This is a genomic window from Listeria costaricensis, from assembly GCF_900183385.1.
GTDB classification, from domain to species: Bacteria; Bacillota; Bacilli; order Lactobacillales; family Listeriaceae; genus Listeria; species Listeria costaricensis.
In genome coordinates this window covers 90,177-102,263 of record NZ_FXUT01000009.1, presented here as the reverse complement: position 1 = coordinate 102,263, position 12,087 = coordinate 90,177, and the positions used below count along the sequence as shown (strand labels likewise).

The following is a 12,087-nucleotide window of genomic DNA, read 5'->3' as shown; positions in this document are numbered from 1 at the left end:
CCTGTGTGCGGCCTTGAGACTAGGGAATCAGGGCTGCACACGATCATGGTAAGCTGGATGAAAAAACATTAGGAAAACGTTTGCATTATCAAAAAAAGAATGCTATCATGATTTAAGAAAACGTTTTCCTGATAATTTTTATGGCTAGCTACCAACCCAAAAAAGAGTGGAGGGGGAGGACGAAAATCGCAGACATTCAAACCTTTGTTGACCAGATTCATATGATCGACGTACATGAACATTTGCCAACACAAGCAATGCGTGCAAAAGATCAAGTTGGATTCTTTGATCTGATGCACTATCTTGACTCTGATTTTGTCAGTGTCGGAGCAGATCGTGAAGCTTTGAAGCGTTTTTCTGCTCTAGAGAAGAAAGAGAAGGCCGCCTATTTTTTAACGTATTACAAGAAGTGCAGCAACACGCATTATGCAAAGCTGCTGAAAAAAGCATTAGAGGATCTCTATGACTTTAATGACTGGAGCGTAGAAGGAATCTTGGCACTTGATGAGAGGATCACTGCTTTTTCCAAGGATCCTGAGCTCTATCAGAAAGTGCTGGTCGATAAGGCCAAGATTGATTTAGCAATTACGCTGATCATCACAACAAACGTCAATCTTGATTATTTTCTTCCAGTCTTGTTTTATGACGACTACTTTCATGTCCGATGTGCGGAGGACCTCCACAAGCTGGAAAAAGAAACGGCTGAACAGGTGTCCGACTTTTCTGCGTATCTGGCTTTGATTGATAAGGTTATGGAGCAGCACATCGTGGCGGGCTGCCCAGCAATCAAGCTCGGACATGCCTACTTCCGAACGCTTGAAATGACGGAGCCTTGTTTAGAGAAATCGGAAAAGGTTTTCCTGATGATGAAAAATAAGCAGGAAGCGTTGCTGAAAGAGGATGATTACAGGACTTTTGAGGATACGCTCATTCATCACATCATCCAAAAAGCCGCTGCTCATGATCTGCCCATCCAAATTCATACCGGATTGCAGGAAACGAGTGTATCAGGCGATGGAAATGATTTGCGCCATGCACGAGCAGCTCATCTGATTCCGTTATTTTTGAAATATCCGCAAGCTCGTTTTGTCCTGCTTCATGCAAGTACACCGTATATTTATGAATATGCAGCCATCGTGAAAAATTTCCCCAATGTCTATGCGGATATGACATGGACATATGGGATTTCGCCCAGTCTGGCAGAACAAGCCTTGGAGCTTCTGACTGACATGGTTCCGCAAACCAAGATTTTCGGGTTTGGCGGAGATTACAACCACATTGAAGGCACCTATGCTGTTTCTAAAGTGGCGCGTCAGGTTTTAGCAAAAGTATTGAAGAGAAGGATTGAGACCGGTTATTTTTCAGAAGAAGAGGCGAAAAATTTTGCGCTGCATATATTCCGCAACAATGCCATCGATTTTTACAAGCTGAACGGGCTTGAAAAAGGAGCAGTTTTATGAGTACTAAAATAAGCAAAATGGAGACCAGACGGAATCGAAAAGGAATATTTTTTGTCTCACCATATTTCCTAATTTATTGTGTGTTTGGTCTCGTTCCCATTCTTTATACACTCTATTTAAGTTTTACAAACTGGGATGGATTCAGTACGCCTACATTTGTCGGGCTAGATAATTATACGCGTTTGCTGCAGGACGACTTGTTCTTCAAATCGGTCGGCAATACCTTCATTATCTGGCTGTGTTCGATTATTCCGCAGTTGATTCTGGCACTAGTACTGGCGATTATTTTGAATGAAAAATTTATCAAAGGAAAAAACTTTTTTAGAGCGACCTATTACTTTCCGAACATTATTACGCCAGTTACGGTCGGCTTGCTGTTTGCTCTATTGTTTGACTGGCAAACGGGGACGGTCAATAAGATTTTGCTAGATCTGCATATTATTGATGACCCGGTCAATTGGCTGAAAAATCCGATTTGGTCGAGGCTGATCATTTCTTTTCTAATGTGCTGGCAATATTTTGGCTATAATATGTTGTTTTTCCTTGCCGGGCTGCAAGGGATTCCTTCATCAGTCTATGAGGCGGCACAAGTGGATGGAGCGAACAAGTTCCAAACCACCATCAAGGTGACGCTGCCTCTTTTAAAACCCGTCTTGGTATTTGTCGGGCTTACCTCGATTATCGGTGGTCTGCAGTTGTTTGACCAGGCGATGATGATGGGGACCGGGCCAGAGAACTCAACCTTGACGATGGTCATGTATCTCTACAATACGGCATTTAAAAACTTTGATTATGGTTATGGTTCGGCCATTGCTTATGGAATCTTCGTGATTATTCTGCTGGCAACCGTGATCACGCAAATCTTAACAAAAATAATGAGGAGGCGGAGTGAAGGATGAAAATGAAGAAGAGCGTTTTTTTCACACGGGCGGGCATCTACTTTTTCCTTATTCTGGTGGCCCTCGCTTGTTTAATCCCTTTTTACAGCATGTTTATTTCCGCCACTCACTCCAACGCTGAGATTGCGCGCGATTTGCTGCTGACACCGGGGGATCAGTTTATGGAGAACTATCATCGCCTGATTGATACAGTTAATATTTGGCGCGGCTTTCTGAATACAACATTCATTGCGGTCACTTCTACGATCTTGGGTGTGTATTTTTCAGCGCTGGTCGGCTACGGCTTTGCCAAGTATCATTTTCCAGCGAGCAAAGGGCTGTTTCTATTCATTTTAATCACGATGATGATTCCCGGACAGCTGGGCATTATCGGCTTCTATAAAGTTGTAGAATCACTCGGCATGCTGAATACCTATTGGCCGCTGATTCTGCCGTCCATTGCAAACGCGTTTGGGGTGTTCTATTTGAAGCAGTCGATTGATCATTCGATTTCAGATGAGATCATGGATTCTGCCCGAATGGAAGGCTGCGGCGAGTGGAAAATTTTCCACCGCATCGTGCTTCCCATGTTGAAACCAGCCTTGGCGACGCTTTCGATTCTGGTATTTATCGGAAAATGGAACAGCTTCCTTGAACCGCTGATCGTCCTGTTTGAGAACGACATGCAGACGCTCGCTGTCATGGTGGCAAGCGTGAAATCGCAATTCAACATTGATTACGGGGCACAATATGTCGCGATTACCATTTCTGTTATTCCAATTGTTATCTTCTTCTTATTTGCATCAAGAAAAATTATGGATAGTGTCGGAGAAGGGGCACTAAAAGACTAAAAAGGAGTTTTGATGATCATGAAAAAGGTTTTAGCAGTATTAACGGCGCTGGTACTTACACTAGGATTAACCGCTTGCGGAAGCTCTGATTCAAGTGCCAAAAGCAGTAAAAGTGATGATAAGACACTTACGATTTGGACCAGTCTTGATGGAACAAAAGATATGGCGAAAGCTTTTGAAAAAGAAAACCCTGGTGTCAAAGTGGACGTCAAAGTTTTCCCGGGCGATTCCTATGCGACAAAGCTGCAAACGGGCTTGCAAAATAAAGAGAACGCCCCGGATGTATTTGCAATCGAGCGAAACCAGCTGGGCAATTTTATCGACTCGCCTTATACGACCAATCTTTCAAAAGAGGGCATTGATAAAAATCTAGAAAACTATGTTCCATATGTAGCCGAACTAGGGAAAGATGCGGATGGCAACGTACGCGCCGTGTCCGACCACTCGTCGCCAGTTGGTTTTTGGTATGACCGAGAAAAAGCAAAGGAATACCTCGGTACGGATGATCCAACTGAGATCAGCAAGATTTTCAGCAGCTGGGATTCAATCATTGAAGCCGGCAAACAAGTTTCGACTAAAAGTGGCGGAGATGTCAAATTGATTTCCAACGCTTCTGACATTGTGCTACTCGACCAGTACAATATGGAAAACTGGGACAAAAATGGCAAATATTATCAAGATCCCGCTTGGGACGACCTTTTAAACACAGCAAGAAAAACACGTGAAGCCGGTGTTGACGCTAAATTGTCCTATTTCTCGCCAGGCTGGGGAGATGCCCTCAATGACGGCTCGGTACTCGCAGTAGTTATGCCTTCATGGGGAACATTTATGATCGATAACAAAGATGGTAAGGCAGAAGGGAAATATGGCGTAGCGATGGGACCAACAGGTGGCTATTCCGGTGGGACTTGGTATGCGACTTACAGTGGTTCAGAGAAAAAAGATCTAGCCTATGACTTCCTGGATTTTATCACGAGTGAAAAATGGCAACAGCAAAATCTGGAAAAAACGGGGAACATGCCAGGTCTGCAAACCGTGTACAAAGACAACATGGATACGTACACATCTGAATTTACAGGCGATCAAAAAATTATGTCTGATTATTACAACATGGTCATGGACGTAAAACCGAAAAAATCAGATAAGATTACAGATGAAGTGGACATAGATGTACAAGCAAAGGTCAATGAAATGCTCGACAATAAGAAGAGCAATGATTACTTCTATGACCAGATAAAAACCAAGATCAAATCACTGGATCCGTCTCTGCTGGACGATTAATACACATGCGGCATTTGGCAGCGAGTCATGTCAAATGCCGCTTTTATAGGAGTGTCGATTGTGAGTGAAATGATAGTGAATTACTTGTCGGCGGACTGGATAACTTTTCAACATACAGCAAGTTCGGCTGAGCTGGATATAAGCAGGCTGCTGACGCTGCGCGGGGAAAAAGGTTCGGCGGATATGATTCGGGAAACACAGGTTAAAGCGCTGATCTATGGAGAGACAATTTGCGACTACGGCCAGTTCCGATTATCTGAAGGGGAAAAAATCCGACTCATTTTGGATGGAAAAGACATTCAGGCAGAAGTCGAATTTGTCTATCAAGGCAGTGAGCAGCTGACGGTTCAGACGAAGCTGACGTATCGCGGTCTGGAGCCGCTTCTTTCAGGCATCCAATTTTGCTACCGTTTCAAGGATGACGGTGCGGCGGATTGGCTGATTCCCGGGCAATTTTATCATGAAAACCGCTTGGCCGAATGCCCGAAGCAATTTCCGCGGTACCAAAAGGATGCGGACTTTTCGGAAAAACTGACTTCCTCGTATTGGAGCTTTCGCAGTGATCGTGCCAGCTTGCCAAGCGTTTTCGGCTGGCAAAAAAATCTGTTTGCAGGTCTAGTCGTTGCGGAACGTTCGGAAGCAGGAATGACGGGTGTGGGTTTTGGGACGGATCGGGAGGGTGCTTTTTTGAAGGTCCTCTATCCCTACACAGAGGAGCCGGTCGTCTTTTATGGTGAGCCGATCATGAAACCGGCCGATTGTCCTGTGATCGAGCTGCAGCCACATGTGCCAATCCAGCTTGTGCATCAACTATATGTAGCACCTAATCGAGGCTACCACCAGTATGATCAGGTCATTCGTACCTGCTACGCGCATGATCAGAAGCATTTCCCGCTTGCGCAAACCGGGCTTTCTAATGAAAAAGTGACCCAACTAGCGGCACATGGCCTTTACCACTGGCATTATCGGCCAAAATATCGCGCGTTATTTGAGACGGTTGCTTTTGACCGGGGACTGGGCGGCGAGATTGATCGACCGCATATGCATGTTGCCTGGGTCAGCGGCGCGCCGTATTGTTATGCATTACTTCGATATGCCAATAGCCAAAATAAGGCGGATTATCGTGCGGCGGCAGTCGACGTGCTGGATTTTATCAGCGAAAATTTGACCGATATTGGTACTTTTTGGGCGGAATGGACGAAGGAAAAGGGCTTTGGAACGGGCTGGAATCCAAATAAAAACTGGGTGCAGGCGCGGACACTAAGTGAAGCCACCTTGTTTTTCATTCGGGCCATTGCAGAAGAAAAAGCATATGGCAGAACGCATGAAAAATGGGAGCGTGCCGTTTGCAGCAATTTGGATTTTGCACGCAAAATCCAAAGAGAAGACGGTCATTTTGGCGCGTATTATGATATTCGTGATGGGCATGTGGCAGAGTGGCAGGGGACTGGCGGCTTGCTTTGGATTGCGGCATTTTTAGAAGCGGCAGAGCTTTTTGATGATGAAAGAAATATTCAGGTGGCGCTGCGAGGCGGGGAAGCGTATGCTGCGGCAGTTTATGCGGACTATTTGTTCGGTGCTCCCGAGGACGTCAATTTAACACCTACGTCAGAAGATGGCTACAATGCGATCATCAGCTACCATGCTTTGTATAAAAAAACAGGCGGCGAAAAATGGCTGAAGCTTCTCAAACATGCGGCAGAATGGACGATGACGTTCCGCTATACATACAACATTGAGTTTCCTAAAAATAGCTTCTTGGACGTATATGATTTCAAAACAAGAGGTGCGGACAATGCCTCGCCGGCCAATAATCACCTGCATAACTACGGCCTGATTTGCACGGGGGAGCTGCTTGATCTGGCGGAATGGGCCCAAGATGCTTACTTTTATGAGCGGGCGATGGATCATTATCAGTGCTTCAAACAGGCAATTGTCAAAGAGGACGGCCATCTGAACGGGTATCGCGGCATGGTCAGTGAGCGCTTCTATCACACCAATGCGTTTCAACCAAAGGGCATGATGCTTGGGCTGTCGCATAGCTGGTGTATCGGTCTTTTGCTGTACGCCGCTCAAATTTTAACGGAAAGGAAGGATGGACAATGAGTGATTTAGTATTTCCAGAGGGTTTCAAGTGGGGTGTTGCCACCTCTTCTTATCAAATCGAAGGGGCCTGGCAGGAAGATGGCAAGGGGCTGTCGATTTGGGACGAGTTTACCCATACGCCTGATCATATTTATGCGGGCGATAATGGTGATGTGGCCTGTGACAGCTATCATCGTTTGGACGAGGACATAGCGTTACTAAAAGAGCTGGGCGTTTCTTGTTATCGTTTTTCGATCTCATGGCCGCGGATTTTTCCAACTGGTCGGGGAGAGGTTAATCCGGCGGGGCTTGCTTATTATACACGCCTTGTCGATCGACTGTTGGAAAACAATATCGAGCCGTTCTGCACCATTTACCACTGGGATCTGCCTGCTGCGCTTCAAGCGGAGGGCGGCTTTGAAAATCGGGCAACAATCGATGCGTATACAGAATATGCCGAAACACTTTTTAAGCATTTTGACGGCAAAATCAAGTATTGGACAACATTTAATGAGCCGTGGTGCATTTCTTTTCTGTCCAACTATATGGGCATTCAGGCACCGGGGAAAAAAGATCTGCAGACTGCGCTTGATGTGGCGCATCACGTCCTTGTGGCACATGGCAAGACGGTTCAATTGTTCAGAAATGGCGGATATGGCGGTGAGATTGGCTATGCGCCCAATGTTACCTGGATTGAACAGTATTCGGAATGTCAGGAAGATGTAGAAGCGGCCAGACGCCAAAATGCCTGGTTTATCGAGTGGTTCATGGATCCCGTATTCAAAGGTCGCTATCCGGAAAATCTGCTCGACTGGTTTGCTGGGAAAAATGCCAGACCGCCCGTTTTGGATGGCGATATGGCGACGATTGCCCAGCCGATTGATTTTATCGGCATCAATTATTATTCTGGTAATTTGGGCAAATATGAAGCGGGACGCGGCTTGATGGATTGCGCCAATTTCGATGAGGGCTATAAGCGAACCGACTTCAAATGGGCCATTTATCCAGAAGGACTTCACAGGGCGCTTCGCTATATTCAGCAAAGTTACGGAGACATCCCGATTTACATCACCGAAAACGGGGCTCATTATGATGTCCCCATTTCAGCGGATGGCAAAATCAGAGACTACAAGCGAATCGATTATTATAAATATCACCTGCTGCAGCTTCATCGCTTGCTGGCGGACGGCCTTGACTTGCGCGGCTACATCGCCTGGTCTTTCATGGACAATTTGGAATGGGCAGAAGGCTACCGGATTAAATTCGGTCTGGTACATGTAGATTTCAATACGCTACAGCGAACAAAAAAAGAAAGCTTTTACTGGTATAAAAAAGTGATTGCCAATAATTGGCTGAATTTAACGGGACCGGAAAACAGCTTTATTGAAGAGTGACGGCTTTGGTGCTGAAAAACGAAAGCTTTAAAACAAGAATGGGGTGTGATATTATAAGGTAGGAAAACGATTGCTTAACAAAAAATGAGGTGAATGAATGACCAAATCAATTCGTGATGTTGCTAGAAAGGCAAATGTTTCTGTCAGCACTGTATCTCGAGTTTTAAACAACAGCAAACCGGTCAGCAAGGAGCTGCGCGAACGAGTTTTAGCAGCCATTGAGGAAGAAGAATTTGTGCCCAATATGTTAGCACGCGGCTTGGTGAATAAAACGACCAAACTGATCGGTGTCATCATTCCAAGAATCTCGAATACATTCTTTTCCAGCTTGATCGAAGGTATTGAAAAAGTGAGCCGTGCGAGCGGATACAGCCTGATGTTCATTTCATCCGGTGGAGATCTCGATCGGGAAATTGAGAGTTTAAGATTGTTTCGTGAACGGCAAGTTGATGGTGTGATATTTTCTTTGACAGAATTCAATGATAAACTAGCGCAATTTTATGAAAAAAATACGTATCCCACTGTCTTTGTTGGACAGGAAGTGGAACAAACACCCTATCCATATATCACAATTGATAATTTCCAAGCCTCGTATGAAGTAACCAGATATTTTATTCAGCAGGGACATACGAAAATTGGGATGATTCATGGACCGGAACATGATATGGCGACTGGTAAGGACCGCTATCTCGGCTACAAACGGGCGATGGAGAATGCAGGTCTCGAAGTGCGGCAAGAATGGCTTGCAGGAGATTTTCATTCCATTCAAAATGGTTATCGCTGTGCGCAGAAAATCATGGCGGCAACGGAGAAGGTCACGGGAATCGTGGCGGCCTCAGATTTAATGGCGGTAGGAGCAATTGACTTTTTGACTGAAAAAAATCAATATAACGTGCCGGATGATATTTCCATTTCAGGATTTGATGATTCGGAAATCGCCCATGTGATCCGGCCGCAGCTCACAACGGTCAAACAGGATCCAGTTTTAATCGGCGAAGAGGCAATGAGGCTTCTCAAACAGCAAATCGAAACGGGTGAAATCACGCAGAAGGCCACATACATGCCGTATCACTTAGTCGAGCGGTCCAGCATTTCAAGAAGAATCCCGTAAATCGGGTGTCCTTTTATTAAAAAATAGGAGGATACAAATGGAAATCAACCAAATACATCTTCAGCTTGATGACGGCAGTGAGGTCTATTTAAAGCAGGCTGAATGTCGAGCGGAAAATGAAAAAATCACCTTCATCTTTGACACAACCAATGTGGAGCAAGTGGCGTTTTGCCAAGTCGTTGTGACGAAAACGGACGATTTTTTTGGCATTCATTATGATTGCCAACTGTCGAACACTTCCTGCCGAGCGAATTATGGGTTTGCGCGTGAAGCGGCGATCACTTTTCAACTGGCCTTCCTCGAAAAGTCGCTGCGGTTCTTGTCGCTCAGCCATTTTAATTACTGGTGGACGCGGCCGTACTTTTGTGCAGATAGTCAAGAGATTCCGGCTGATACCGTCACTGTTTTTGCACAAAAAGAACGGGGCCATCAGCTGCTCACAGCGGTCAGCGGCGAAAAGAGCAAGACGGTTTTGCGAGGGGCGGAAAATGGGCTTTTGGCGCAGGTGACGCCTAATTTTACCGGATATGAGCGGCTTTCGGATTGGCTGCTATTCGGTGGAAGCGGGGACGATTTTTATCAACTGAGCGCCAGTGTATTTGATAAAGCGCGTGCCGAACTTGGCTGTGCGACTCAAACGCGGCCGAACGTCTCGACATTTGGCTATCTTGGCTGGTGCAGCTGGGATGCTTTTTATAAAGAGGTAAGTGAAGCCGGCATTCTGGCAAAAGCAGCAGAGTTTCAGGAAAAGAAGATTCCGGTTAAATGGATGCTGATCGATGACGGCTGGCTGCTCACGGAACGGGAAGAATTGCTGCAACTAGAGGAAGACAGGGTGAAATTTCCCCGAGGATTTGCTCCACTGATTGCCGATTTGAAGCAAAACTATGGTGTTGAACAGGTCGGCGTCTGGCACACGCTTGCGGGCTACTGGGGCGGCATTTCCAAGCAGCTCTTTCAAAACGAGCCAGCAGGGTTAGTGGCCACACCGCGCGGCAAACATGTGCCAGATCCTTCATGGGAAAAAGGCTTGCAATTTTGGGACAAGTGGTATCGTTATCTTCGCCAGCAAGGGATTGATTTTGTCAAAACGGACGGACAAAGCGCCCTGCAAAATCATTATCGTGAGGCGCAGGCAATCGGACAGGTGGCACATGGTGTTCATAAAGCGCATGAAACTGCTGCTGCGCTACACTTCGATTCTGCGGTGATTCATTGCATGGGAATGGCCGTCGAAAATTTCTGGCATCATCAAAAAAATGGTATCATTCGCACGAGTGATGACTTTCTGCCAACCGAGCATGCCGGATTTACTGAGCATCTACTGCAAAATGTTTACAACAGCCTCACATATGCGAATGATTTTCAGCCTGACTGGGATATGTTCTGGTCGGAACAGTTTGATGCAAAAAGGCATGCGGTGCTGCGCGTGATGAGCGGCGGCCCCATCTACATCAGCGATAAACTTGATGCTTCGAGTACGGCCATTATTCGGCCACTTGTCTATCAAGATGGACAGCTCGTGCGTTGCGACAGGCCCGGACGTCCAACAGTCGACCATCTATATCAGGACCCGACAGAGGGTGTGATCAAACTGGTCAGTACAGTCGGCGATACCCAGATTGTCGCAGTGTTCAATTTAACAGATCAGACTTGCAAGCACACGCTACCGGACAATCCGCAGCAGGTGCTGGCCTATGAATATTTTGAACAAAAGGCGAGCATATGGCCGATAGCAGGGCAGACGATCGAACTTAACCCGTATGAAGTAAAATTATATACGCTGCTTGAACAGGGAAAAACAGCAACCCCAATTGGCTTGGCTGAAAAATATTTACCATCCCATGCAATCACTAGTTTGCGCGAAGAGGCGAACGGCTTAACGATCACCCTAAAGGAAAGCGGCGATTTCGTTTTCTATGCTGAAACTGAGCCAGTTGAGATTAAAATCAACGGAAAAGCCGCCAATCGCGCGCGGGAAATGGCACCACATCAGTACATGCTGTCGCTGCCTGCAACGGCCGGCCAAACGGAAATCCAATTGAATTTTTAAAGACGAAAAACGGAAATCGAGTTGTGATAAATTTGATTTCCGTTTTTGATTAAATACAATTTCTGCCAGACCGCATCCAATCGGCAACTTTTCAGCAACTCTAGAACATCATCACGATAGGAGCGGCATTTAGTATAAATAGGTCGCTTGATATAAACCTAGGTTTACAATTTTATAATATACAAGTATAGTAAAAAAAGAAGAGAGCCATGCGCAAACATGTCTCTCAAGCAAGCACCATTTAAGATGGTGACAGCCATTTTTGGATTATATAAAATCCACCCAGCCGTCAAGCTTAGGGGTGGATTTTATTTTTTGTCATTTTTACAGTTGGTGATCGTTACAATCCGAAATATATCCGCCATTCTTTCAATAAAAATTAGACCACTTATCCCCCACCAAAAAACAGGCAACAAGCAGTCTAATCACTCAACTTCTATCGAAAGCGCAGCCTCCGTTTAAACCTCATCCTTCCGCGCGTTCCAAGCTTTTCCACGAACAATAATCACATCACAAGGCGCATGTCCCGCTACATATTCTGAAACACTGCCCAGTAAGAACTGCTCTGTAGCCGTCAGACCTGTCGAGCCGACCAGCATCAGATCCGGTTCAAAGTTTTTAGCGATTTTACGGACCAGTGTGGATTTCGGCGTTCCAAAGTGGACAAATGTTTCCACATGTTCGACGCCTGCTCGTTCCGCTTCATTTCGGTAAATTTCAACCAGCTCTTCTCCGTAAGCTTTCGCCTTTTTGGCATAGGTTTGTTCATAATCGATCAGTGGGGCAATGCGGCGGACGTCAGCTACAAAACCAATGCCAAGTGTTGCGCCGTCAGTTTTGGCTAGTTTGATGCCACGTCTAAGGGCCGCTTCTGCTTCGTTCGATCCGTCAACTCCGACTAGAATACGTGTGTAAGTTGCCATGTTTTCTCATCCTCTCGTCTTTGATACCCCTTCAAAATTTTTATACCCTGA

The 12,087-nt window shown here is 45.8% G+C and carries 9 protein-coding genes; 8 read left to right on the top strand and 1 reads right to left on the bottom strand.

Annotated features, from left to right (window positions below; genetic code table 11):
• Nucleotides 1-140 precede the first annotated feature (140 nt).
• The 8 genes from CS921_RS08840 (at nucleotide 141) to CS921_RS08805 (ending at nucleotide 11,113) form a co-directional block, all read left to right on the top strand.
• A complete protein-coding gene (locus CS921_RS08840; protein ID WP_099223026.1) occupies nucleotides 141-1,460 on the top strand; it encodes an amidohydrolase family protein in 1,320 nt (439 codons plus the stop codon).
• The gene (locus CS921_RS08835) at nucleotides 1,457-2,359 is read left to right on the top strand and encodes a carbohydrate ABC transporter permease (RefSeq protein ID WP_099223024.1); all 903 of its coding nucleotides are present in this window, start codon (nucleotides 1,457-1,459) and stop codon (nucleotides 2,357-2,359) included. The genes CS921_RS08840 and CS921_RS08835 overlap by 4 nt, the downstream gene beginning before the upstream one ends.
• On the top strand, nucleotides 2,356-3,189 hold the full coding sequence (locus CS921_RS08830) for a carbohydrate ABC transporter permease (RefSeq protein ID WP_205527774.1): 834 nt from the start codon (nucleotides 2,356-2,358) through the stop codon (nucleotides 3,187-3,189). The genes CS921_RS08835 and CS921_RS08830 overlap by 4 nt, the downstream gene beginning before the upstream one ends.
• 18 nt (nucleotides 3,190-3,207) lie before the next feature.
• Nucleotides 3,208-4,470, top strand: a complete 1,263-nt coding sequence (locus tag CS921_RS08825) for an ABC transporter substrate-binding protein (protein WP_162921730.1) — start codon at nucleotides 3,208-3,210, stop codon at nucleotides 4,468-4,470.
• 60 nt (nucleotides 4,471-4,530) lie between these two features.
• Nucleotides 4,531-6,576 (top strand): hypothetical protein, encoded by a 2,046-nt coding sequence (locus tag CS921_RS08820; RefSeq protein ID WP_099223020.1) that lies wholly within the window; start codon nucleotides 4,531-4,533, stop codon nucleotides 6,574-6,576.
• Nucleotides 6,573-7,949: a GH1 family beta-glucosidase gene (locus CS921_RS08815; protein WP_099223018.1), complete on the top strand. Its 1,377-nt coding sequence runs from the start codon at nucleotides 6,573-6,575 to the stop codon at nucleotides 7,947-7,949. The genes CS921_RS08820 and CS921_RS08815 overlap by 4 nt, the downstream gene beginning before the upstream one ends.
• Before the next feature lie 97 nt (nucleotides 7,950-8,046).
• Entirely contained in the window at nucleotides 8,047-9,060 is a 1,014-nt protein-coding gene (locus tag CS921_RS08810) for a LacI family DNA-binding transcriptional regulator (protein WP_099223016.1), read from the top strand.
• Nucleotides 9,061-9,097: 37 nt separating this feature from the next.
• A complete protein-coding gene (locus CS921_RS08805; RefSeq protein WP_099223014.1) occupies nucleotides 9,098-11,113 on the top strand; it encodes a Sip1-related alpha-galactosidase in 2,016 nt (671 codons plus the stop codon).
• 458 nt (nucleotides 11,114-11,571) lie between these two features.
• On the opposite strand, the gene CS921_RS08800 is transcribed toward CS921_RS08805, so the two are convergent.
• Complete coding sequence (locus tag CS921_RS08800; protein WP_099223012.1) at nucleotides 11,572-12,036, bottom strand: universal stress protein; 465 nt, start codon at nucleotides 12,034-12,036, stop codon at nucleotides 11,572-11,574.
• Between the last annotated feature and the right edge of the window lie 51 nt (nucleotides 12,037-12,087).

Coding starts and splice junctions, on each gene's coding strand:
- CS921_RS08810 (WP_099223016.1), top strand. CDS start 8,047: ATGACCAAATCAATTCGTGATGTTGCTAGAAAGGCAAATGTTTCTGTC.
- CS921_RS08830 (WP_205527774.1), top strand. CDS start 2,356: ATGAAAATGAAGAAGAGCGTTTTTTTCACACGGGCGGGCATCTACTTT.
- CS921_RS08800 (WP_099223012.1), bottom strand. CDS start 12,036: ATGGCAACTTACACACGTATTCTAGTCGGAGTTGACGGATCGAACGAA.
- CS921_RS08825 (WP_162921730.1), top strand. CDS start 3,208: ATGAAAAAGGTTTTAGCAGTATTAACGGCGCTGGTACTTACACTAGGA.
- CS921_RS08805 (WP_099223014.1), top strand. CDS start 9,098: ATGGAAATCAACCAAATACATCTTCAGCTTGATGACGGCAGTGAGGTC.
- CS921_RS08840 (WP_099223026.1), top strand. CDS start 141: ATGGCTAGCTACCAACCCAAAAAAGAGTGGAGGGGGAGGACGAAAATC.
- CS921_RS08835 (WP_099223024.1), top strand. CDS start 1,457: ATGAGTACTAAAATAAGCAAAATGGAGACCAGACGGAATCGAAAAGGA.
- CS921_RS08815 (WP_099223018.1), top strand. CDS start 6,573: ATGAGTGATTTAGTATTTCCAGAGGGTTTCAAGTGGGGTGTTGCCACC.